The following is a 23,373-nucleotide window of genomic DNA, read 5'->3' as shown; positions in this document are numbered from 1 at the left end:
ACCAAGAGCACCTGCCATGCTGGCGCAGCTATCGATCCGCGATATCGTCCTGATCGAACGGCTCGACCTTGCGTTCGAGCCTGGTCTCTCCGTGCTGACGGGTGAGACGGGCGCCGGCAAATCCATTCTTCTCGACAGTCTCTCGCTGGCGCTCGGCGGGCGCGGCGACGGCTCGCTGGTGCGCCATGGCATCGAACGCGGCCAGGTGACGGCGGTCTTCGACGTGCCGATGACGCATGCGGCGCGTGCGCTGCTGCGTGACAACGGCATCGACGACGACGGCGATCTCATTTTCCGCCGCCAGCAATCCGCCGACGGTCGCACCAAGGCTTATGTCAACGACCAGCCGGTCTCCGTACAACTCATGCGCCAGGCCGGACAGCTGCTTGTGGAAATCCACGGCCAGCATGACGACCGCGCGCTGGTCGATACCGATGCGCACCGCCTGCTGCTCGACGCCTTCGGCGGCTTGAGCGAGGCGGCGGCCGATGTCGGCACGCTCTATCATCACTGGAAGGAAGCCGAGCGCACATTGCGCCGACACCGCGAGAAAGTGGAGGCGGCCGCCCGCGAGGCGGACTATCTGCGCTCGTCTGTCGAGGAGCTGGAAGTGCTCTCGCCGCAGGATGGCGAGGAGGATGCGCTTGCAGAGGTGCGTGCCCGCATGATGAAGGCCGAGCGTATCGCCGGTGACATCAACGAGGCGAGCGAATTCCTGAACGGCAGCGCATCGCCTGTGCCGCTGATTGCCGCCCTCGTGCGCCGGCTGGAGCGCAAGAGCCACGAGGCGCCCGGCCTGCTCGAAGAAACCGTCGAACTGCTCGATCTGGCGCTGAACCAGCTGTCCGATGCGCAGATGGCTGTCGAGACGGCGTTGCGCAAGACGGAATACGACCCCAAGGAGTTGGAGCGCACGGAGGAGCGGCTGTTTGCGCTGCGTGCCGCCGCCCGCAAATATTCCGTTCCCGTCACCGGTCTTCCCGCGCTTGCCGCCAAGATGATCGCCGACCTGGCGGATCTCGATGCCGGTGAGGAGAAGCTGGTGCAGTTGCAGGCGCGGCTGACGGAAGCGCGCGCCGCCTTCGAAATCTCCGCCAAGTCGCTTTCCGAAAGGCGGCACCACACCGCTGTTGCGCTCGCCGCCGCCGTGATGGCCGAGCTGCCGGCACTGAAGCTGGAGCGCGCGCGCTTCACCGTCGAGATCGCCACTGACCCCGATGGCGGGGCGGAGGAGGGGATCGACACGGTCGAATTCCACGTCCAGACCAATCCCGGCACACGTCCCGGCCCGATCATGAAGGTCGCCTCGGGCGGCGAGCTTTCCCGCTTCCTGCTGGCGCTCAAGGTCGCGCTGGCCGATCGAGGCTCGGCCCCGACGCTCGTCTTCGACGAAATCGACACCGGCGTCGGCGGCGCTGTGGCCGATGCCATCGGTCAGCGGCTGAAGCGCCTGTCCTCGACGGTGCAGGTGCTCTCCGTCACCCACGCGCCCCAGGTCGCCGCGCGTGCTGCCACGCATCTCCTCATCTCCAAGGGACCGGTCGAGGGCAGCGAAACCGTCGCCACGCGCGTCGCCCGCATGGACGAGGGCGCCCGCACCGAAGAGATCGCCCGAATGCTGGCCGGTGCATCCGTGACCGACGAAGCGCGTGCCGCCGCCGCACGGCTTCTTTCGGGGGGGACGTAACGGTCTCCATCTTTCCTTTCGTTAGCTTTTCTCTAAAAACGGATGCGGATCCCGGAGCATGTCATGGCGAACGCGAAAACCCCTGTCGAAACCTTGACCGAAGACGAGGCCGCGGCCGAGCTTGCCTTTCTGGCGGCGGAAATCGCGCGCAATGACGAGCTCTATCACGGGCAGGACGCGCCGGAGATTTCGGATGCCGACTACGATGCGCTGAAGCGGCGCAACGAGGAGATCGAGGCCCGTTTTCCTGCTCTGGTGCGCGATGACAGCCCGTCGCGCCGGGTCGGTTCCGCACCACTTGCCACCTTCGCGCCGATCACCCATTCCCGGCCGATGCTGTCGCTCGACAACACGTTTTCCGACGAAGACGTACGGGATTTCGTTGCCTCGGTTTATCGTTTCCTCGGTCGCCTGCCCGATGATTCCATCGCCTTTACCGCCGAGCCGAAGATCGACGGCCTTTCCATGTCGATCCGCTACGAGAACGGGCGCCTCGTGACCGCTGCCACGCGCGGCGACGGTACCACCGGCGAGAATGTCACAGCCAATGTGCAGACCATCGCCGAAATCCCGAATCGGCTGCCGGCTGGCGTGCCCGAGGTCGTCGAGGTGCGCGGCGAGGTCTATATGGCCAAGAGCGATTTTCTCGCGCTGAACGAGAAGATGGCGGCGGAGGGCAAGCAGACCTATGTCAATCCGCGCAACACGGCGGCGGGCTCGCTGCGCCAGCTCGATGCCTCGGTGACGGCGAGCCGCAAGCTGCGCTTTTTCGCCTATGCCTGGGGCGAGATGACCCAGATGCCGGCCGATACCCAGTTCGGCATGATCGAGGTGCTAAAATCCTGGGGTTTCCCGGTCAATCCGATGACGCAGCGACTGTCGCGCGTCGAGGATATCATCGCGCATTATCGCGAGATCGGTCTGGCCCGCCCGGACCTCGATTACGATATCGACGGCGTCGTTTACAAGGTGGACGAACTCGCGCTGCAGGAACGCCTCGGCTTCCGCTCCCGCTCGCCGCGCTGGGCGACGGCGCACAAGTTCCCGGCCGAGCAGGCCTTCACCATCGTCGAGAAGATCGACATCCAGGTCGGCCGTACCGGCGCGTTGACCCCGGTAGCGCGCCTGACGCCCGTCACGGTCGGCGGCGTCGTTGTCACCAATGCGACGCTGCACAATGCGGACTATATCGAAGGCATCGGCAATAGCGGCGAGCGTATCCGCGCCGAAGATCACGACATCCGCATCGGCGATACGGTCATCGTGCAGCGCGCGGGCGATGTGATCCCGCAGGTGCTCGACGTGGTGATGGAGAAGCGCCCTGCGGACGCCACGCGCTACGAATTCCCGAAAACCTGCCCGGTCTGCGGCAGCCATGCGGTGCGCGAGCGCAACGAGAAGACTGGCCGGCTCGATTCCGTCACGCGCTGCACCGGCGGCTTCGTCTGCCGCGCGCAGGCGGTGGAGCACCTGAAGCATTTCGTTTCGCGCAATGCCTTCGATATCGAGGGCCTCGGCTCCAAGCAGATCGATTTCTTCTTCGAGGCGGAGGATCCGTCGTTGACGATCCGTACGGCACCCGACATCTTCACGCTGGAAAAGCGGCAGGCGGGCTCGCTGACCAAACTCGAAAACATCGACGGCTTCGGCAAGGTGAGTGTACGCAAACTCTACGACGCGATCGACGCCCGCCGTTCGATCGCGCTGAACCGCTTCATCTACGCACTCGGCATCCGCCACGTCGGCGAGACCAATGCCAAGCTTCTGGCACGCGCCTATGGAACCTACGCCGCCTTCGAGGAGGCGATGAAAGCTTCCGTCTCGCTCTCGGGAGAGGCCTGGACCGAACTCAACAGCATCGACGGCATCGGCGAGGTCGTCGCCCGTGCGATGGTGGAGTTCTACAAGGAGCCGCGCAATGTCGATGTGATCGACCGGCTGCTTCATGAAGTGACGCCGGAAGCGGCCCAGGCGGTCGTTGCGACCTCGAGCCCCGTCGCCGGCAAGACGGTGGTCTTCACCGGTTCGCTGGAGAAGATGACACGTGACGAGGCGAAGGCGATGGCGGAACGGCTGGGCGCGAAGGTCGCGGGGTCCGTTTCGAAGAAGACCGATCTCGTCGTGGCCGGCCCCGGCGCCGGCTCAAAGCTCGACAAGGCCAAGGAGTTCAACGTCGAGGTGATCGACGAGGATGGCTGGTTCGAGCTGATCAAGGGATCGTGACGGTCGAACCACGCACGAGGAAACGGCCGCTGAAGGTCATCGGTACGCCTTTTCCGGCGTTGTAATCCAGCTTTCCGCCGAGATAGGCATGCATGTGCAGGTGCGGCTCGGATGAATTCCCGGAATTACCGACGCGAGCGAGCGTTTCGCCAGCGGTGACCAGTTCGCCGCCTTGTACGGCAATCGAACCCTTGCGCAGATGGGCGAGCAGCACGCGCGCCGAACCGCAGGCAAGCACGATATGGTTGCCCGCTGGTTCCTGCGTGTTGGTTTCGGAAATCCTGTTGTCGTCGATACCGTCATGGGCGGAAATGGCAACGCCGGCGCAGGGGCTTTTCACCGCGCGGTCATAGGCAAAATAACCGGCAAGGTTCCCGGGCATCACGCCGGAAGCTCGTGCGCCAAAGTCGTTGAGCGCGACGATGTCGAGCGCATAGCGTTGGCTCCTGTCTGCGTGGTGATAATTGATCGACGCCGTGCTGCCGCCCTGGCCGATATAATAAGTGCCTGCTGCAAAGGGGAATTCCAGCTCGACAGCGGTCTCCTGATAGCCGTAACCCGAGAGCGCCCGCGCCGTCAGCGCCAGGAAGAACACGGCCATCGCAGCCGTGAAACCGTGGGTGCGCATGATAGATGTCGAGCGGTTCCAAGGGCGGTGACGCACACGTCCGTAGGCGAGAATGGCGGAAATGATAAAGATGATCGGCAGCGCCACTTCCAGCACCGTGCTCAGGAAATCCCAGCGGCTAATCACGGTGATGAAGGCGAAGTAGCAGGCGCCATAGACGACGCGCATCAGCCATCCCAACCTGTCGGCCGGCTGCGGCATCCAGAGCCACAGCAGGAAGAAGATTGGAAGAGCAATCTGGGTCGTCAGCAGGATGAGCAGCGGCAGTTCCATCGATAGACCTTCAGGATCAGCCATGCCCATTCTCATCGCCGGACACGGACGTTTGTTGCTGCTCAATCCCCACCAGTGAAATTGGTTCCGTTTCTGGAGTCTCTTCCACAGCTTATCGGCGTTTTCGAAAGCATTCGCGCTTTTTCCTGAATCGAAAAGCCGCTCTATCCCTTTGTTTTCACGAAATTTCGAGCATAAAATCGCTGCGCGTTTTTGTCGGAAATCACTTCAGGGATCGGTGTAGCCAGCGGGTTGAATATCGACTGTTCGGCCCGCCGGGTCGTTCTGAAAGAGGATCGCACCAGCCGATTTGGATTCCGCCGCGACATAGTCGAACGTCACGTCGTTTTCCTCGATCACCCGGTTGCCCTCCCTCAATCGTCCGACGACGGTCACTGCCGCTGCCGTCGTCGTTGCGGTGTTATAGATGTCGAAGGCGACGCGGTGGCCCGCCGTGGTCTTTTCCACCGTCAGCACGGTCACGACGAGATCCGGTGGCGTCGGCGCGCGGGTAAAGGCCTCCCAGGTCAGCCAGCCGTGCATCGCGGCGACAAGCAACGCGGAAACGATGCCCGTCAGCCATTCGATCCAGTGTGGATCCTGGCGCTCACGGTGATGGCCCTGTTCGGATTTGGTCATGAAAGCCTCAGAGAATCAGGCGCGCGGCGGCGGCACCCAGCGACGCCGGGAAGCCGAGAACGATGACGGACAGCATAATCTCGACGGCCGAGCTGTCGCCCAGCCGCTCGAAGATCCAGAGTGCGAAGACGCTGATGGCAAGGGCGACGACATAACCGGGTAGGGTGAAGCGCACGAAGGCGTGCCACCACGGCGTTTCCGGGTCGAGCTCGTGCCCACCGATGAAGGAGACCGCATAGACGAAGCCATGCATGAGCGTGATCGAGAGCAGGGTGACGACGATCGCGTGCCAGATCGACATCTTGTAGGCGAGCACCATCATCTCGTCGGTCGGCGCGATGTTGAGTGATAGAAAGAGGGCGCCGGCAGCCATCATCATCAATTCGCTGTGATAGGGCGTTTCCTTGTCTTCGCCCTCAGTGTCGTCATGACCGAGTTGGCTGCGGCCGAGCATGGCGCCGATGCTGGCCGGCACGGATTGCAGCGCGATCTTGGCGATGGCTTCGCTCACCGGCATGTCGGCATGCAATAGTCCGAGCGCGGCGAGCACGATGACGCTTGTAACGATGCCAATGCCATAGGCGATGATCGCGTCGCGCACCGCCTCGCGCCAGGTGAAGGTCTCCTCGAAACCGATGCGGTGAGCGAGCAGGATGAGAAGGGGAATATTGACGAGGAGCAGAAGCAGGAGCCGCTCACGGGCGATGGTGAAGCCGAGATACCACATTTCCATGGTCATCAGCATGGGCAGCGCCAGGAAGAGGGCGCCCGCGACGCCGCGGCCGAGGCCGGTCACGAAGCTGTTGAACTCGTTTTTTGTGTCGTCAGCGGATGTGGCTTCGCCTGCCATCGCAATACCCCTCGCAACAAGCGCGGGGGAAATGCGGCGCGGAGCAAAAAGTTCCGCGCCGCCAACCGCTTAGGGGCGGTCGAACTTCTTGGGCTTCGGCTTCTTCGGGCCGCCTTCCGACTTGGCGAATTTTTCGTCGCGCTTGCCCTTGAAGGGCTTCGGGCCGCCGAAGGGTTTGCCGGGCTTCTGAGCACTCGCGTCGCGATCCTTCCAGTGCGCCGGCTTGGCTGCCGCACCCTCAGGCTTGTCGAACTCGCGCTTCTTGTCGGCGCTGTCGTTGCGATCCTTCCAGTGCGGCTTGGCTGCCGCACCTTCGGGCTTGTCGAACTCACGCTTCTTGTCGAAGTCCTTCTTCTTGGCAAAGCCGGGCTTCTTGTCGAAATCGCCGCGCGGCTTCCAGTCGGTGCGGCGCTCTTCGTTGCGCACCGGCTTGTCGTAGCGCTGGGTCTTTTCGCCCGGCGTACGCTCATAGAACTGCGGGGTGAGGTCCGGCATGCCTTCCAGCACCGTCACGCGGATGCCGCGCTCCAGCATGCTGTTCGGGCCAAGCGCGCCCATGAAACCGTCGGAGGCATCGGCGGAAAGCTCGATGAAGGTCTCCTCCGGCTGCATCTTGATGGCGCCGATCTCGTTCTTGGTGATGTTGCCGTTGCGGCAGAGCATCGGGATCAGCCAGCGCGGCTCGGCGCGCTGCTTGCGGCCGACGGAGACGGAAATCCAGGTGCTGCGGGCAAAGCTGTCGCGCGGGCGCTTGGTCTCGGCGGGGATGGCGTCGTTGCTGCGTTCGCGCGGCTTGCGCTGTTCGAGCGAGACTTCGACCAGGTCTTCCGGTGCGGAGCGGCCGGCTTTGAAATAGCGTGCGACGGCAGCAGCGAGCTGGCGGGCATCGAATTTTTCGACAAGTGCGTCGATCGTCTCGATCTCGTCTTCGCCGATCTTTTCGGTCAGCGTCGCATCGGCGAGCAGGCGTTCGTCATCGCGGCGCAGGATCTCTTCGGCCGATGGCGGCGTCGCCCAGTTGGCCTTGAGATTGGCAATCTGCAACAGGCGCTCGGCCTTGCGGCGGGCGCTGAGCGGCACGATGAGGGCGCTGACCCCCTTGCGCCCGGCGCGGCCGGTGCGGCCGGAACGGTGCAGCAGCGTATCCGGATTGGTCGGCAGGTCGGCATGCACGACAAGTTCGAGGTTCGGCAGGTCGATGCCGCGGGCAGCGACGTCGGTGGCGATGCAGACGCGGGCGCGGCCGTCGCGCATGGCCTGCAGCGCGTGGGTGCGTTCGTTCTGGCTGAGTTCGCCGGACAGTGCCACGACCGAGAAGCCGCGATTGTTAAAGCGGGCCGTCAGATGGTTCACGGCCGCGCGCGTCGAACAGAAGACGATCGCCGTCTGCGCGTCGTAGAAGCGCAGCGTGTTGATGATGGCGTTTTCGCGGTCCGAGGGGGTGCAGAGCAGCGCGCGGTATTCGATGTCGACATGCTGCTCGCGTTCGGCGGCTGTCGAGATGCGCATGGCATCGCGCTGGTAGTTCTTGGCCAGCGCCGCGATTTCCTTCGGTACGGTGGCCGAGAACATCAGCGTGCGTCGGTCTTCCGGGGCTGCCTCGAGGATGAATTCGAGATCTTCGCGGAAGCCGAGGTCGAGCATCTCGTCGGCTTCGTCGAGCACGACGGCGCGGATGGCGGAGAGATCAAGATTGCCGCGCGTGATGTGGTCGCGCAGGCGGCCGGGCGTGCCGACGATGATGTGGGCACCACGTTCCAGCGCACGGCGCTCGTTGCGCACGTCCATGCCGCCAACGCAGGAGCCGATGACGGCGCCGGTCATTTCATAGAGCCATTCCAGCTCGCGCTTGACCTGCATGGCCAGTTCGCGCGTCGGGGCGATGACGAGGGCAAGCGGGCTTCCCGCACGGTCGAAACGCTCTTCGCCCTTCAGCAGTGTCGGCGCCAGCGCCAGGCCGAAGGCGACGGTCTTGCCGGAGCCGGTCTGCGCGGAAACCAGCGCGTCGGCATTGCCGATCTTGGGGTCGGAGACGGCGATCTGCACCGGCGTCAAAGTGGTATAGCCGCGTTTTTCCAACGCCTTTGCCATCGCCGGAGCGAGGCTGTCGAAATTCGTCATATGGGGTCTTTCGGAATTCGGGTTCAGCGACGATCTGGCGTCGCACTTGCAAGCCCATGGATGACGGGCGTGTTGCGCGCTCTCTACTGCTCCTTGGCCAAAATGTACAGTGCGCAAAATGCAATGCTGCCCAGCGGGTTAAGCGATAGGGGGCAAAAGTCTTTCCCGATTGTCTTTTTGCGCTGCACAAGATAGAAAACGGCGCCCCCTGAAAGCGGTCCGCAGAGGCTGCGTGGGATGGTGTCGCCCACGGGAGAGGGCGAGAGCAAGGAGGAGCCGCCGATGAAGACCTTCACCACCATCGCGGATTTGCGCGCCGCTCTGGCGCCGCATCGACTTGACGGCCGCTCGATCGGTCTCGTGCCCACCATGGGCTATCTTCATGTCGGCCATATGGAGCTTGCGCGCCGCGCCCGCGCCGACAACGACATCGTCGTCGCCACCATTTTCGTCAATCCGCTGCAATTCGGCCAGAACGAGGATCTTGCGCGTTATCCGCGCGATCTCGCACGCGACCAGGCGATGCTGGAGGCGGAGGGCGTGCACTATCTTTTCGCGCCCGGCGTCGCGGACATGTATCCGCGGCCGATGGAGACCGTCGTGGACGTGCCGAAGCTCGGCGCGGAGCTTGAAGGCTCCGTGCGCCCCGGCCACTTTGCCGGTGTCGCAACGGTCGTGACCAAGCTTTTCAACATTGCTGGTCCCGACCGCGCCTATTTCGGCGAGAAGGATTTCCAGCAACTCACCATCATCCGCCGCATGGTTGCCGATCTCGCCCAGCCCGTCGAGGTGATCGGCGTGCCGACGGTACGCGAGGCTGATGGCCTCGCCTGTTCGTCGCGCAATGTCTATCTCTCGCCGGAAGAGCGCGCCGCCGCCGCCATCGTGCCGCGCGCGCTGGAAGAGGCCGAACGTCTGATCGCGGCGGGCGAAACCGATGCAAAATCAATCGAAGCGGAGGTCACCACCTTCCTCCGCAGCGAGCCTCTGGCCAAGCCCGAGGTCGTCGCCGTCAGGGATCCGGAAACGCTGGCCGAGATCGATACGGTCGGCGACGGGCCGGTCCTTTTGTTGCTTTTCGTGCGTTTTGGAAGCACGAAGCTCCTCGATAACCGGGTGCTGAGCCCAAATAAGAAGGTCGCGTGACATGAGCGTACACACCGCAAAGCGCCGTCTGGCCCCGTCCGACATCAAGGCCCTGAAGGGCGAACGCCCCATTGTCAGCCTCACTGCCTATACGACGCCGGTCGCCAAGCTGATGGACCCGCATGTCGATTTCATGCTGGTCGGCGATAGCCTCGGGATGGTCCTCTACGGGCTGGATTCCACCGTCGGCGTGACGTTGGAGATGATGATCGCACACGGCCAGGCCGTCATGCGCGGCTCGTCCAATGCCTGCGTGGTTGTCGACCTGCCGTTCGGCTCCTACCAGCAGTCCAAGGAACAGGCCTTTGCGACGGCCGCCCGTGTGCTGAAGGAAACCGGCTGTTCGGCGATCAAGCTGGAGGGCGGCGCGGAAATGGCCGAGACGGTCGATTTTCTCACGCAGCGCGGCATTCCCGTGCTCGGCCATGTCGGCCTGATGCCGCAGCTCATCAACACGACGGGCGGCTACCGCTCGCTCGGCCGCAACGACAAGGAAGTCGAGAAGATCCGCAAGGATGCCGCCGCCATCGACGACGCCGGCGCCTTCGCCATCGTCATCGAAGGCACGGTCGAGCCGCTGGCGCGAGAAATCACCGGCAAGGTGAAGGCGCCGACCATCGGCATCGGCGCTTCGCCCGCCTGCGACGGCCAGGTGCTGGTGGTGGATGACGTTCTCGGCATCTTCACGGATTTCAAGCCGCGCTTCGTCAAGCACTTCGCCAACCTCGCGCCTTTGATGAGCGAGGCTTTCGCGACCTATGCGGAAGAGGTGAAGGCCCGCAGCTTCCCCGCACAGGAGCATACCTTCCAGCTCAAGAAGGGGTGATTGGCTTTCAAAGGCCGCTCTCCTCTCCAACGTCATCCTCGGGCTTGACCCGAGGATTCACACCACAATCTCCAGTCCTGCCGTGACGCGTGGGTCCTCGGGTCAAGCCCTGATATGACGTGGTGGGATGGGCTGATGGTTTGCCCCATGCTCACGGTGTCAGCTCGATCAGCGTCAGACGTGCATCGGCGCTGATCGATCAATCACGCTGAACGGTCCATCAGCCATATTGGTTTGCGGGCGGGCCATGCCTGCTCTATGGCTTGCCTATCCCAGGATAGAGCAGACCCATGACCCCCGATACAAAAGAAGAAATCCGCGACGCTTTTCGGCGTGGCATCGCGGTTGCCATTGCGGCATCGCCGTTTGCCGTGCTGTTCGGTGCCGTTTCGATAGATAACGGCCTGACGGTTGCCGAAGCGACCCTGATGAGCGCGACGCTCTATGCCGGCGCCAGCCAGCTCGTCGGCGTTGAGCTTTTCAATCATCATGTCGCGCCGTGGCTCGTCGTGCTCTCGATCTTCGCTGTCAACTTCCGCCACGTGCTCTATTCGGCCGCCATCGCCCCGCATATCCGGCACCTGACCTTCTGGCAGAAGGCGACCTCGCTGTTCCTGCTGACCGATCCGCAATTCGCCGAAACCGAGCGGCGGGCGGATGCCGGCATTCGCGTCAGCTATCTCTGGCTGATGGTGCTGGGCTTCAGCGTCTATGTGCCGTGGCTTTGCCTGACAGTCGTCGGCGGCCTGCTCGGCAACCTGATTGGCGATCCCAAGGCGATCGGCATCGATGTGCTGCTGCCGGTCTATTTCATGGGTCTGGTGATGGGCTTCCGCAGCCGGGCGAACTGGCTGCCGGTCGTGCTCGCCTCCGGCGTGGGCTCGGTGCTTGCGATGCATTTCGTCGGTTCGCCCTGGCATGTCAGCCTCGGCGCCCTGGCCGGCGTCGCCGTCGCGGCCCTGTTGCCGCTCGACAAGGAAGACGAGGCGCCCGCCGGCACGGTTGCGGAAGGGGAGGCATGAGCATGGAAAACATGTTCCACATGCAGACGCTGTTGATCATCGCCGCCGGTGCCGTCGCGACCTACCTCACGCGTGTCGGTGGCTATGTCTTCATCACGCGCATGAAGCGCATCCCGCCGCGCGCCGAAGCGGCGTTGAACGCCGTTCCGGCGGCCGTGCTGACCACGCTGGTCGCGCCGGCCGCCATCACGGGCGGGTGGGATGTCAGCATCACCATGGCGGTCGCCTTTATCGTGGGGCTGCGCTTGAAACTCCTGCCGATGCTGGCCGTCGGCTGGGTCGTGGTGATGCTGCTGCGTCACGTCATTACCGGCTGATCGGAGCCGTCGCCTTCGCCAGCCAGGATTTGGTCGCGTCGTCCGAAAGGAGCGGCGCGATCTTTTCGTTGGTCTCGGCATGATAGGCGTTGAGCCAGATCAGTTCCTCGTCCGTCAGCAGGTTTGCAACGACAAGGCGGCGGTCGATCGGGCAGAAGGTCAGCGTCTCGAAGCCGAGCATGTCGATATCACCACCTTCAACGGCAGTGGCCGGCAGGACATGCACAAGGTTCTCGACGCGGATGCCGAAGGCGCCGGGGCGATAATAGCCCGGTTCGTTCGACAGGATCATGCCGGGCAGCAGTTCCTGCGTCGATAGCCGTGAGATGCGTTGCGGCCCTTCATGCACCGAGAGATAGGAGCCGACGCCATGGCCGGTGCCATGCGCGAAATCGGCGCCGGCTTTCCACAGCGCGATGCGGGCCAGCGGATCGAGGTCGCAGCCGCGCGTGCCCTTGGGGAAGCGGGCAAGGCTGATGCCGATCATGCCCTTCAGCACCAGCGTGAAAAAGCGCTTCTGCTCTTCCGGTACGGTACCGATGGCGACCGTGCGGGTAATGTCGGTCGTGCCGTTGATATATTGCGCGCCGGAATCGATGAGGAACATCGTGCCCGGCTCGATGGTAGCATCCGTGTCGGTCGTCACGCGGTAATGCATGATGGCGGCGTGGGCACCGGCACCGGCAATCGAATCGAAGGAGACATCCTTCAGCGGGTTCTGCTGGCGCTCGCCGACGCTGCGGCGCACCTCCTCGAGCTTCTTCGTGACGGTGATTTCCGTCTGGCTGCCGGGCGTGGTGCCGTCGAGCCAGGCGAGGAACTCCACCATGGCGGCACCATCCTGAAGATGGGCGCGGGCGGAGCCTTGCAGCTCGACGCTGTTCTTGCAGGCGCGGGGCAGGCGGGCCGGGTCGGCGGCTTCCACCAGCGTGCCGCCCTTGCTGCGGACGATCTCTCCGAGCGCGAAGGGGGCCTGATCCGGGTCGATCAGGATTCGCTTGCCTTCGGCGGCGAGGGCAGCGATGCGGTTGTCGAAATCGGCCGGTGGCAGAAGATCGGCGAGCTGGGTGAGATAGGCCTCGGGCTCGATGCCGGTCTTGCGCTTGTCGAGGAAGAGCAGGGGGCGGCCGTCTGCCGGAATGATGGCGCGGGCCAGCGGATGCGGCGTGTGCGGCACGTCACTGCCGCGGATGTTGAAGATCCAGGCGATGGAGGAGGGGTCGGTGACCGCCAGTGCGTCCGCGCCGGCCTTCGCCGTCGCTTCCGCCATTTTGACCAGCTTATCCCTGGCGAGTTCGCCGGCATGGTCGATGGCCTGGATGGTGACGCGGCCGAGCGGTTCGGCTGGGCGGTTCGTCCAGGCCTTGTCGAGCGGGTTGTAGGGCAAAAAGACAAGGTTGCCGCCGAGCGTGGCGAGCGCCTTTTCCAGACGGCGCACTTCGGCCGCCGTGTGCAGCCACGGATCGATGCCGAGCCGGAAGCCCTTGGGACCATGGTTCTGCAGCCAGAGATGCGGCGGCTCGCCGACGAGATCGCCGCCGGTATAGACGCTGCCATCCACCTGTTCGGCGAGCTGCGTGACATAGCGGCCATCGACGAAGACCACGGCCTGGCCGCGCATGACGAGCGCCACGCCCGCCGAGCCGGTGAAGCCCGTCAGCCAAGACAGACGCTCCGCCGAAGCCGGCACATATTCACCCTGATATTCATCGGCGCGCGGCACGAGGAAGCCGTCGATGCCCAGCGCATCGAAGGAGGCGCGCAGCGCATCCGCTCGTTCGCGGCCGTACTGGGGCGTGGAAGTGACGTCAAAACTCTGGAACATGGGATGCTTCCGCTCAGGCGATGAATCGTGACGGCAATCTAGCCCATCGTGGGGTCGCGTCAAAGGCGAGAGGCCGGGCTACCTTGCGAGCCGATGGCGATAAGCGAGGCAACACCGTCAGGTGGTCTTAAGAGGTCTCATATTGGACTTATGCACCTTATGCATGGCACCCATGCCGCATCAGCACTTTCGCGATTTTCTGAATCGATTATAAGCGGCGCCAACGAAGCGAACTTAAAACGCGCTTCAAGCGAAACGAAGCGAAACTTCCTCCAGTCCTTCGTATCGCATATGAAACGCCGAAAGGCGAAATGCTAGGTGTTCCGATCAGACGTCTTTCTGGTCACTCCTCCTCCCTCCTCCGGGAAGGCGTTCGGAACACATAGGTCCGCTTGAGCACTCCTCCTCCTCAAGCTCGCGGACAGGTCGGCTTGCCGGCCCATAGGCGGTGCCTCTGGCACCGCCTTTTTCTTTTCTCGTGACTCTGCGTTATTCCGCTGCGTGATCCCCGGTCTCGGACACGGGGATCACGGAAGATCGACCTCAGCGCTTGGCGAGATGGATCGTTACCCAGCCTTCACGCCAGATGGTGCGCATATGGCTGAGGCCGGCGCCATTGTAGGCGGCCAGTACCTTCCAGCGCTGCGAGGCAAGAATACCCGACAGGATGACGTCACCGCCCGGCGTGAGCTGTGCAGCAAGCTGCGGCGCCATGCGCATCAGCGGGCGGGCCAGGATATTGGCGATGATGAGGTCGAAGGGGCCATGGCGGCCGAAGGCGGTGGAGTGGAAGCCAGGCGCGGTTTCCAGCGCAATGCCCGAGGCGATGCCGTTGATGCGGACGTTTTCACGCGCGACGCGCGTGGCGATCGGGTCGATGTCGGTCGCCAGCACCTTGGCCGGCGACAGTTTTCGCGCGGCGATGGCAAGGACGCCGCTGCCTGTCCCGAGGTCAAGCACGCGCCTCACTCTGCGGGACCGCATGACGCTGTTGATCACCTCCAGGCAGCCGGCTGTCGTTCCGTGGTGGCCGGTGCCGAAGGCCTGGCCGGCATCGATCTCGATGGCGATTTCGCCGGGGCGAGCGGTACCGCGATCGTGTGAGCCATGCACGACGAAACGGCCGGCGCGCACGGGCTTCAGGCCTTCGAGCGACTTGGCGATCCAGTCGATATCCGGCAACTCCTCGCGTTGGATCGTCGCATCCGGGAAATCGTCGGCAAGCAGGGCCGCGAAGCGCTCGGTGATCTCGGCCTCGTCGACACGGAACATGTAGACTGAGGCTTCCCAGATATCGTTCTTCTCGTCGATCTCCATCGTCGCGATGGCGTAGCCTTCTTCCTCGAAAGCGTCGGTCATCAGCGAGAGCGCGATATCGGCGCGCTTCTCGGTGGTGGTGATGTAGAGGCGGATTTCGCTCACGGCCGGGGTCCCTGTTGTCTCAGGGTTCGCCTAGCATGTCCGAAAGCCGAGGCAAAGGCGGATTGCGCTTATCGCTTGATCAGGTTGGCGAGCTTCTGCTCGGCGGTATCAGGGTTCTCGCCATAGGCGATCGTTCCGACGAAGCGGCCGGTGGAATCAAGCAGGAAGACGGATGCGGTGTGATCCATCGTGTAGTCGCCGTCGGGCTTTTTCTCGTCGAGCGGCACCTTGCGGTAATAGACGCGAAAACCCTTGACCATCTCCAGCACCTTGTCGGCCGGGCCGGAAATGCCGGTGATGCGCTTGGAGACATTGCTCACGTACTGGCCGATCAGCTCGGGCGTGTCGCGCTCCGGGTCGACGGTGACGAAATAGGCCTGCAGCTTGCTGCCATCAGGATCGACCTTGGTGAGCCAGCCGTTCATTTCGAACAGCGTCGTCGGGCAAACTTCCGGGCAATGGGTGAAACCGAAGAACAGGACCGTCGGCTTGCCGGTAAAGGCCTTTTCGGTGATCGGCTTGCCATCCTGCGCGACGAGCGTGAAGGGCACGCCAAACGGGCCGCCGGCGACCTCGTCCTTCGTGCGCATCGCCTCCAGCGTCAGCCAGCCGAGCAGCGCGGCGACGAGGGCAACGGCGATCCAGAGTACGAGGCGCAGGGTCTTCATGGCAGTCCTTCGGATGAATGTCTGCCGGTGTCATAGTCGCTCGCAGGATCACGCGCAAACGCGCCGAATGCCGCAAGGGCCTATGACGGGCGGTCTCGCGCAAATGTGATCAGAAGCACCAGGACATGCCGGATTCGGCAAGGCTGAGGAAGATCGCCGTTCCATGTTCCATCCAGCCGGCAAAGGCTGCGGTGGCGGCCATGATGCCGAGGCCGAGCGCGATGAGCGCGGCCGGCAGAACGGTATAGCGGCGGGCGGTCTTGTTCATATCGCGACGATAGCATGAAACGGCAGGTTTTGGAACCGCGCGGTCTTTGCACAACGTGCAGTATGCCAGCCGGGGGAATTTATCGAATTTTGCTAAAATGCAAGTTTCAGGGCGGCTTCCTTAGGTTTTGTTTAATCTTCCTTTGTCACGGTCCGGATTACGCACAAGGGCCGCAATTGGCTCATCCGGGCATGATGTCCGCCCGACCGGGGGAGACGGCGAGCAGCGTATTTCACCCAGGATCCAAGGGATGCCATGGCGAGGGCCTTGGCTCGGGCGAACCGCATCATGTCTCAGATAAGTGCAGTGAAAGGCCGGACCCTTTCCGTCAATTCCCGTCTCGCGACGCTCGGCGCCGCCGCATTCCTCGGCTTTGGCACGATGCTTGCGGCCGGCTGGTACGGCAATGCGACGATCGATGCCGCCTCCGAGGCGGCCGTCAATATTCAAAAAGAGGTCGATACCGTTGGCGCCATGCGGCTTGCCAATGTCGATCTCGTGCTCGTGGCGATGGACAGTATCATCGACCGCGAAGAGAAGGTCATCCAACCCGAGCGCGTGGAGATCATTGCGAAATCGCTGAGAACGCTGAAGGAAGGGACGGCCCCCGCCCGGGCGCTTGCCGCCGAAATCGGAAAGCCGACTCTGCTCGAGACCTTCGACGGCGATTTGCAGATGATGGAAAAGGCCATCGCCGTCGATCTCAAGACGATGATCGAGTCCGGTGCGCCCATAGAGGCGTTCTCGTCGCTCGACGACGCCGTCGATGCCGGCGGTGAGCGCATGACGGCAGCTCTCGGCGCGCTGGCCGAAGGGGGCTCCGCGCTCCTGGAAGCGCGCGTCAACGATGCGCAGGTCGCCTCCGGGCAATCCATGATCTACCAGATCGTCATCGGCCTTCTCGGCATGAGCACGCTGCTCGGCATGATCGTCTATCACGGCAACATGCTGCGCCGCGGCATTTTCGCCGTGCGTGACAGTATGCAGCGCATTCTCTCCGGCGATCTCGACACGACCGTCGCCGCCACGGCGCGTGGCGACGAGATCGGCGAGATGGCCCGTTCGGCGGAAGCCTTCCGGCTTGCCGCCGTCGAAAAACGTGGCCTGGAACAGGCGAGCGAAGAAACACGCTCGCGCATCGAAACCGAGCGGCTCGGTCGCGAAACCGTCGCCCGCGAGGACGAACGGCAGGTTCGCGCCGCCGTCGAGGCGCTCGGCCGCGGCCTGACGCGCCTGTCCGAAGGCGACCTCAGTGTCGCCATCCTGGAACCCTTCCGCGCCGACCTCGAGCAGCTGCGCATCGATTTCAACGGCACCGTCGAGCGTCTGCGCAACGTCATGGCCGAGGTGAAGGACAATACCGGCTCGATCCAGTCGAACAGCGGCCAGATGCGCGCAGCCGCGGACGACCTTGCCCGCCGGACCGAGCAGCAGGCCGCCTCGCTCGAAGAGACCTCGGCTGCGCTCGACGAAATCATGACAACGGTCCGCACGTCCACCACGCGCGCCGAGGAAGCCGGCCGCATGGTTGATTCGACCAAGGCGAGTGCGGTGGAATCCGAACGCATCGTCAGCGATGCCATGGCGGCGATGCAGCGCATCGAAGGCGCCTCCAGCGAGATCGGCAAGATCATCAACGTCATCGACGAGATCGCCTTCCAGACCAACCTGCTTGCGCTCAATGCCGGCGTCGAGGCGGCACGCGCGGGTGAAGCCGGCAAGGGCTTTGCGGTCGTGGCGCAGGAAGTGCGGGAACTCGCCCAGCGCGCCGCCGGTGCCGCCAAGGATATCAAGAGCCTCGTCACCCGCTCGTCGGACGAAGTGAAGACCGGTTCGCGCCTCGTGCAAGCAACGGGCGAATCGCTCGGCCGCATCGGCGGGGACGTGCTGCGCATCCACGAGCACATGGCCTCCATCGTCACCGCCGCGCGCGAGCAGGCGGCCGGACTTCAGGAAATCAACGTCGCCGTCAATCAGATGGACCAGGTGACGCAGCAGAACGCCGCGATGGTCGAGGAGACCAATGCGGCAAGCCATACGCTGGCGCAGGACGCGGAAAGTCTCACGCGCCTTGTCGGCCAGTTCCAGATCCGCGAGGGCGTCCGCGCCTCCGCCGGTAGCCCGAGGGCGGCTTCGGCCGCCTCCCGTCCCGCCCCGTCTCCGGCAAGGAACCTTGTCTCCAAGGTTGCCGGGGCTTTCAGCAGCAGTGCAGTGGTCAAGGGCAATGCCCAAGCCGCCGCAGAGAACTGGGAAGAGTTCTGAACATGTCCAATGCCATCAAGCAGTCCGGCGCCTATCTCGAAATCGTCTCCTTTCACCTCGGAGAACAGGAATTCTGTATCGACATCATGGCCATCCGCGAAATCCGCGGCTGGGCGCCCGTGACGCCGATGCCGCACACACCGCCTTACGTGCTCGGCCTCATAAACCTGCGCGGTGCCGTGATCCCGGTCATCGACATGGCCTGCCGCCTCGGCATGAAGATGACAGAACCGTCCGAGCGCTCGGCGATCATCGTCACCGACATCGCCGGCAAGCTGGTCGGTCTGTTGGTCGAGCAGGTTTCGGACATGATGACCATCAAGAGCGAGGCTCTGCAGCCGGCGCCGGAAATCATTCCGGAGGCCCAGCGCGCCTTCTGCCGTGGCATCGTGGCGCTCGAGAAGTCGATGGTCTGCTTCCTCAACCTCGACACCGTCATCGCCGACGAACTCGCCCAGGCCGCCTGATCGCGGCAGGGAGGGATCTCGGGTTTTTGAAGCACCCGGCCGGTTTCCGGCCGGGTGCCTTCGCGCGTTTGTAAGCGTTACGGCTTGCCGTTCGTCCAGGTCACGGTTTGGCCGTAGAGCGGCACGGTGGAGATCGACATCTTGGCCGATCCCTCGGTCAGTTCGCGCGAATGGGCAAGATAGATCAGCGTGTCGTTTTTCTTGTCGTAGATGCGCGTGACGATCAGCGACTTCCAGATCAGCGACAGGCCTGATTTGAAGACCTCTTCGCCGACCTTGCCAAGATCGATGTCGCCGATGCTGATCGGGCCGGTCTGCTGGCAGGAGATCGCGTTGTTCGACGGGTCCTCGAACCAGTTGCCCTTCTTGAGGCGATCGATGACGGAGCGGTCGAAGTACGTGACGTGGCAGGTGACGCCCGTCACTTCGGGGTCGGTGACCGCGTCGATATAGATATCGTTGCCGATCCAGTCGACGCCGACCTTGCCGACAGTTTCGGCGGCTGCGGGCAGGGCTGCAAGCGTCAGTACGCCGGCAGCGATGGCCGTGCGGAGCGGCGAGGGGAGGAAAGTCGTGAGCGACATGGCAGGTCTCCTGTTTCGCCTTACACGTAAGGACGCCGGCCTGCCGCTTGCAAGACCTGAACTTACGATTTTGCCGCCGCGATCGTGGCGCGCACGGCGTCCCTGTCGGTCAGCGTCAGTTCGTATTCGCGGTCCTTTTCCGTGCCGCCCATGCCGACATGCGGGTTGCGGAAGGCCATGCCGCTCGGCACGGTCGTCAGCGCGGCGAAATGCATTTCCGCGAGGCCGGTCGCGTCGCGCACCGTGCGGATATTGTCCGCATCGAGCGCCCCGCAGCCCATGATGACGATGCGGCCGGCGGCCTGCTCGACGGCGGCCTTGAGGATGGCGATGCCTTCGACGGCGGTGTCGCGCTGGCCTGAGGTCAGCACGCGGTTCACGCCGCAGCGGATCAGCGCTTCCAGCGCCTCATGGGCGCTTTCCGTCATGTCGAAGGCGCGGTGGCAGGTGACGGACATCGGGCGGGCGGCCTCGACCAGCGCCGTCGTGCGCGCCTCGTCGATGCGGCCATCCGGCGTCAGGCAGCCGATGACGACGCCGGCAACACCCTCGCTGCGCAGCGCCTTGATGTCCTCGACCATCGTTTCGAATTCCGTCTGAGAATAGAGGAAATCGCCGCCGCGCGGGCGGATGATGACGTGGACGGGGATATTGGCCGCCTTCACCGCGGCGCGGATCGTCGCAAGGCTCGGCGTCAGGCCGCCCTCGACCAGGCTTGCACAGAGCTCCACACGGTCGGCGCCGGCCTCCTGGGCCGCGAGGAAACCGTCGATGCCTTCGACGCAGAGTTCGATCAGGGGCTTGGTCATGGGATGATCCGCAGGTTGGTCAGGCTTCGTGCCAGACGGTTTTCAGGAGCCGCAGCCAGTTTTCGCGGCAGAGTTTCGCAAGGTCGTCTTCGCCGTAGCCGGCCGAACGCAGTTCCTCGACCAGCGCCTGGTTGCCGGCGGCATCGCCGATAGCGGCGGGGATAGTCGCGCCGTCGAAATCCGATCCGAGCGCCACGCAATCGATGCCCATGCGCTCCACCATGTAATCGATATGGCGCACCATGTCGGAGAGCGGCGTGTCGGCATTCTCCATGCCGTCGCAGCGCAGCATCGTCGTGGCATAGTTGAGGCCGGCAATGCCCTTGCGTTCGCGGATCGCGTCGAGCTGGCGGTCGGTCAGGTTGCGCGAGATCGGCGTCAGCGCATGGGCGTTGGAATGGGTGGCGACGAGCGGCGCCGTGCTGACGCGCGCGACATCCCAGAAGCCCTGTTCGGTGATATGGGCAAGATCGACCATGACGCCGAGGCTGTCGCAGGCCTTGACCAGCTCGACGCCGGCTTCCGTAAGGCCGGGCGCGGTGTCGGGCGAGCAGGGGTAGGCAAAGGGCACGCCGTGGCCGAAGGCGTTGTGACGGCTCCAGACCGGGCCGAGTGAGCGCAGGCCGGCGGCATAGAGCGTTTCGAGCGTCGAGAGATCTTCAGCGATGGGCTCGCAGCCTTCGATATGTAAGATCGCGGCGAAACGACCGGTCTCGAAGGCGGTGCGGATATCGGTGGTGGAGCGGCAGATCGACAGTGCGCCCGCGCGTTCCAGCCGGAAGGCGATGGCCGCCATTTCCAGCGCTGTGTGAAGCGCAGCTGGCTGTTCCAGCGGGCCGACCATGCGGATGTTGTAATGGCCGTTCTCGTCGACCTCGCGCGGCGGATAGTCTTCGTTGGGCGGGATGAACATGGCGCAGAACCCGCCGCCAAGGCCGCCCTTCTTGGCGCGAGGGGCGTCGATATGGCCTTTGTCGGTGCCGTCGACGAATTCGGCGATCGGATCCGCGCCTTTCTTGGCATGCTCCCACAGGCGCAGGAGAACGTCGTTGTGGCCGTCGAAAATCAATTGCATATGCCGCTCCATGCTTGCTTGCGACGGGTAGAGCCGATTCCGCCACGGCCCGCAAGGACCGTGGCGGTTTACCCGTCAGGCGGCGAAGACCGGCGTTCCGGCGATCCAGGTGGACACGACGTCGACGTTGTTGTCGATGACGGCGAAATCCGCATCGTGGCCATGGGTCAGGCGACCCTTGCGGCCGGTCAGGCCGATCGCTTCAGCGGGATAGAGCGCGGCCATGCGCAGAGCCTCTTCCAGATCGATGCCGACATGATCGCGCATATAGCGGATGCAGGAGGCCATATCGATATCGGCGCCGGCAAGCGTGCCGTCGGCGAGCGTCAGGCGGCCGCCCTCGCGGAAAATCTCGCGGCCATTGAGGAAGAAGCGCGTCATATCAGTGCCGATGGTCGACATGGCATCGGTGACGAGGAAGATGCGGCCGGGGCCTCGTTTGGCGCGCAACGCCACGCGGATAGAGGCCGGATCGACATGGAAGCCGTCGGCGATCAGGCCGGTATTGAGATGGCCGAGATCGAGAGCCGCCCCCACCATGCCGGGTTCGCGATGGCCGAGCGGGCTCATGGCGTTGAAGAGATGGGTCATCATACGCGCGCCGGCCTCGACGGCGCCCGTCGCCGTGACGTAACCGCAATCGGAATGGCCGAGGCTGACGGTGACACCAGCCGCATGCAGCGCCGCGATCTGTGCGTTCGTGGCGTTCTCCGGCGCAAGTGTCATCAGCAGCGCCGTCAATCCCTTGCGGGCGGCGATGGTGCGGTCAAGATCGGCCTGTTCCAGCGGGCGGATGAGCGCGGGGTCATGTGCACCCTTGCGGGCGACGGAAAGATGCGGGCCTTCGAGATGCAGGCCGAGAAAGCCCGGGACCTCGGCCGCTTCGGCGGCAAGGCCGGCTGCAATGGTCTTTGTCGTCACTTCGACGTTGTCGGTGATCAGCGTTGGCAGCAGACCCGTCGTGCCAAAGCGGGCATGCGCGGCGCAGATGGTGCGGATGCCTTCGAGATCGGGCCGCTCGTTGAGCAGCACCCCGCCACCGCCATTCACCTGCAGGTCGATGAAGCCGGGGACGAGCGATAGCCCGTCCATCGGCACCGTGCGGGCGTCCGTCGGCACGTCGCGGCGGGCCGCGACGGCAGCGACCTTGCCGTCCTCGATGAGGAGCGCGCTGTGGTCGTGCCATAGATCGCCGTCGAAAATGCGGGCGCCGGTAATGGCGGTGAGCGCTGTCATCGGGTTTCCGTCACTTTCTTGAGGTTGACCGGCTTGTCAGGATCGAGACCCTTGCCACGCGACCAGGCTTCGACGAAGCCATAGAACGGTACGATAAGCGCCAGCGCATCGGTGATTGGATGGCCGGTCGCGATGAAGGGAAGTTTGCGTGCGCTCTTGGCACCGGAAGCGGTGACGCAGGCATAGGCGCCGCGGTCGGCCAGGCTGTCGGCCATGCCGGTGACGGAGGCTTCCGCCGCATCGCGGGCGGCGAGCGCGATGACCGGGAAGGACGGGCCGACGAGGGCGACCGGGCCATGCAGCACTTCGGCCGAGGAATAGGCCTCGGCATGCATGCCGGAGGTCTCCTTGAATTTCAGCGCGGCTTCGCTTGCAATGGCAAGGCCGGGGCCGCGGCCGAGCACGTAGAGCGACTGCGCGTCCTTGAGGTCGCCGGCAAGGTCGGACCAGTCGAGCGCGACGGCCTTGGCGAACTGTTCGGGCAGGCCCTTCACGGCGCGGTCGAGATCGGCGTCGCCGGTCCATTCGGCCAGAACGGCAAGGCCGGCGACGATGGAGTTCACATAGGATTTCGTCGCCGCGACGCTGAGTTCGGGGCCAGCCGAAAGGTCGAGCGAGTGGGAGCAGGCGTCTGCCAGCGGCGAGGGCAGCGTGTTGGTCAGCGCAATCGAGATGGCGCCGCCCTTCGTGGCGCCTTCGGCCATGGCGACGATGTCGGGGCTCTTGCCGGACTGCGAGATCGCGATGGCGGCACCGCCACCGAGCTTCAGCTTGGCGCCGTAGATCGAGGCGAGCGACGGGCCGAGCGAGGCTACGGGCCGGCCGGCGGTCAGTTCGATGGCGTATTTCAGGAACAGGGCGGCATGGTCGGACGAGCCGCGTGCGACCGTAACGAAGAATTGCGGGTCGCGTTCGCGCAGGGCCTTGCCGGCGGCGGCGATCGAGGTCGCCGAATTCGCCAGGACGCGGGCTGCGGCCTCGGGAATTTCGTTGATCTCTCGGCGCATGTTGGTCTGCATGGAATT

21 protein-coding genes are annotated in these 23,373 nt (G+C 64.1%); 8 read left to right on the top strand and 13 right to left on the bottom strand.

Annotation, left to right across the window (positions count from 1 at the left end):
- The first annotated feature begins 16 nt into the window (after positions 1-16).
- Together recN and ligA are read left to right on the top strand one after the other, a co-directional pair.
- Positions 17-1,687, top strand: coding sequence for a DNA repair protein RecN (recN, locus tag D0Y60_RS02400; RefSeq protein WP_117366531.1), 1,671 nt, complete (start codon positions 17-19; stop codon positions 1,685-1,687).
- A gap of 63 nt (positions 1,688-1,750) precedes the next feature.
- Positions 1,751-3,910 (top strand): NAD-dependent DNA ligase LigA, encoded by a 2,160-nt coding sequence (ligA, locus tag D0Y60_RS02395; RefSeq protein WP_117366530.1) that lies wholly within the window; start codon positions 1,751-1,753, stop codon positions 3,908-3,910.
- On the opposite strand, the gene D0Y60_RS02390 is transcribed toward ligA, so the two are convergent.
- The 4 genes from D0Y60_RS02390 to D0Y60_RS02375 form a co-directional block, all read right to left on the bottom strand.
- Complete coding sequence (locus tag D0Y60_RS02390; protein WP_158565372.1) at positions 3,897-4,835, bottom strand: M23 family metallopeptidase; 939 nt, start codon at positions 4,833-4,835, stop codon at positions 3,897-3,899. The two genes, ligA and D0Y60_RS02390, sit on opposite strands and share 14 nt — an antisense overlap.
- A 204-nt stretch (positions 4,836-5,039) precedes the next feature.
- Positions 5,040-5,450 carry a TIGR02588 family protein gene (locus D0Y60_RS02385; protein WP_117366528.1) on the bottom strand — a complete coding sequence of 137 codons (411 nt, stop codon included), beginning with the start codon at positions 5,448-5,450 and terminating at the stop codon, positions 5,040-5,042.
- Positions 5,451-5,457: 7 nt separating this feature from the next.
- Positions 5,458-6,300: a TIGR02587 family membrane protein gene (locus D0Y60_RS02380; protein WP_117366527.1), complete on the bottom strand. Its 843-nt coding sequence runs from the start codon at positions 6,298-6,300 to the stop codon at positions 5,458-5,460.
- A gap of 69 nt (positions 6,301-6,369) precedes the next feature.
- Positions 6,370-8,421: a DEAD/DEAH box helicase gene (locus tag D0Y60_RS02375; protein WP_117366526.1), complete on the bottom strand. Its 2,052-nt coding sequence runs from the start codon at positions 8,419-8,421 to the stop codon at positions 6,370-6,372.
- Between the two features lie 282 nt (positions 8,422-8,703).
- On the opposite strand from D0Y60_RS02375, the gene panC reads away from it, so the two are divergent.
- The 4 genes from panC (at position 8,704) to D0Y60_RS02355 (ending at position 11,732) form a co-directional block, all read left to right on the top strand.
- Entirely contained in the window at positions 8,704-9,567 is an 864-nt protein-coding gene (panC, locus tag D0Y60_RS02370) for a pantoate--beta-alanine ligase (protein ID WP_117367046.1), read from the top strand.
- A gap of 1 nt (position 9,568) precedes the next feature.
- Positions 9,569-10,393: a 3-methyl-2-oxobutanoate hydroxymethyltransferase gene (panB, locus tag D0Y60_RS02365; protein ID WP_117366525.1), complete on the top strand. Its 825-nt coding sequence runs from the start codon at positions 9,569-9,571 to the stop codon at positions 10,391-10,393.
- 290 nt (positions 10,394-10,683) lie between these two features.
- The gene (locus D0Y60_RS02360; RefSeq protein WP_117366524.1) at positions 10,684-11,415 is read left to right on the top strand and encodes an AzlC family ABC transporter permease; all 732 of its coding nucleotides are present in this window, start codon (positions 10,684-10,686) and stop codon (positions 11,413-11,415) included.
- Positions 11,416-11,417: 2 nt separating this feature from the next.
- A complete protein-coding gene (locus D0Y60_RS02355) occupies positions 11,418-11,732 on the top strand; it encodes an AzlD family protein (RefSeq protein ID WP_117366523.1) in 315 nt (104 codons plus the stop codon).
- Here the strand turns inward: D0Y60_RS02355 and D0Y60_RS02350 are convergent.
- The 4 genes from D0Y60_RS02350 to D0Y60_RS24820 all read right to left on the bottom strand — a co-directional run bounded on the left by D0Y60_RS02350 (position 11,722) and on the right by D0Y60_RS24820 (position 15,915).
- Entirely contained in the window at positions 11,722-13,557 is a 1,836-nt protein-coding gene (locus D0Y60_RS02350) for an aminopeptidase P family protein (protein WP_117366522.1), read from the bottom strand. The genes D0Y60_RS02355 and D0Y60_RS02350 overlap by 11 nt on opposite strands.
- A 543-nt stretch (positions 13,558-14,100) precedes the next feature.
- Positions 14,101-14,979: a 50S ribosomal protein L11 methyltransferase gene (locus tag D0Y60_RS02345; protein ID WP_117366521.1), complete on the bottom strand. Its 879-nt coding sequence runs from the start codon at positions 14,977-14,979 to the stop codon at positions 14,101-14,103.
- Positions 14,980-15,047: 68 nt separating this feature from the next.
- A complete protein-coding gene (locus D0Y60_RS02340; RefSeq protein WP_117366520.1) occupies positions 15,048-15,647 on the bottom strand; it encodes an SCO family protein in 600 nt (199 codons plus the stop codon).
- Positions 15,648-15,756: 109 nt separating this feature from the next.
- On the bottom strand, positions 15,757-15,915 hold the full coding sequence (locus tag D0Y60_RS24820; RefSeq protein WP_199564102.1) for a hypothetical protein: 159 nt from the start codon (positions 15,913-15,915) through the stop codon (positions 15,757-15,759).
- A 288-nt stretch (positions 15,916-16,203) separates the two neighbouring features.
- Between D0Y60_RS24820 and D0Y60_RS02335 the strand changes: the two genes are divergently transcribed.
- Both D0Y60_RS02335 and D0Y60_RS02330 read left to right on the top strand, forming a co-directional pair.
- Positions 16,204-18,177: a methyl-accepting chemotaxis protein gene (locus D0Y60_RS02335; protein ID WP_117366519.1), complete on the top strand. Its 1,974-nt coding sequence runs from the start codon at positions 16,204-16,206 to the stop codon at positions 18,175-18,177.
- Positions 18,178-18,179: 2 nt separating this feature from the next.
- The gene (locus D0Y60_RS02330) at positions 18,180-18,644 is read left to right on the top strand and encodes a chemotaxis protein CheW (protein WP_117366518.1); all 465 of its coding nucleotides are present in this window, start codon (positions 18,180-18,182) and stop codon (positions 18,642-18,644) included.
- A 77-nt stretch (positions 18,645-18,721) separates the two neighbouring features.
- On the opposite strand, the gene D0Y60_RS02325 is transcribed toward D0Y60_RS02330, so the two are convergent.
- The 5 genes from D0Y60_RS02325 to D0Y60_RS02305 all read right to left on the bottom strand — a co-directional run bounded on the left by D0Y60_RS02325 (position 18,722) and on the right by D0Y60_RS02305 (position 23,367).
- Entirely contained in the window at positions 18,722-19,228 is a 507-nt protein-coding gene (locus tag D0Y60_RS02325; protein WP_117366517.1) for a CreA family protein, read from the bottom strand.
- Positions 19,229-19,290: 62 nt separating this feature from the next.
- The gene (locus tag D0Y60_RS02320) at positions 19,291-20,037 is read right to left on the bottom strand and encodes a copper homeostasis protein CutC (RefSeq protein WP_117366516.1); all 747 of its coding nucleotides are present in this window, start codon (positions 20,035-20,037) and stop codon (positions 19,291-19,293) included.
- Positions 20,038-20,056: 19 nt separating this feature from the next.
- Positions 20,057-21,112 (bottom strand): dipeptidase, encoded by a 1,056-nt coding sequence (locus D0Y60_RS02315; RefSeq protein ID WP_117366515.1) that lies wholly within the window; start codon positions 21,110-21,112, stop codon positions 20,057-20,059.
- Positions 21,113-21,187: 75 nt separating this feature from the next.
- Positions 21,188-22,348, bottom strand: coding sequence for an N-acetylglucosamine-6-phosphate deacetylase (nagA, locus tag D0Y60_RS02310; RefSeq protein ID WP_117366514.1), 1,161 nt, complete (start codon positions 22,346-22,348; stop codon positions 21,188-21,190).
- Positions 22,345-23,367, bottom strand: a complete 1,023-nt coding sequence (locus D0Y60_RS02305) for an SIS domain-containing protein (protein ID WP_117366513.1) — start codon at positions 23,365-23,367, stop codon at positions 22,345-22,347. Before D0Y60_RS02305 ends, nagA begins: the two co-directional genes overlap by 4 nt.
- Positions 23,368-23,373: the final 6 nt, after the last annotated feature.

Source organism: Shinella sp. WSJ-2 (assembly GCF_003432075.1).
In the GTDB taxonomy this organism is placed as follows: domain Bacteria; phylum Pseudomonadota; class Alphaproteobacteria; order Rhizobiales; family Rhizobiaceae; genus Shinella.
This window is presented reverse-complemented; position numbering and strand designations above follow the sequence as displayed.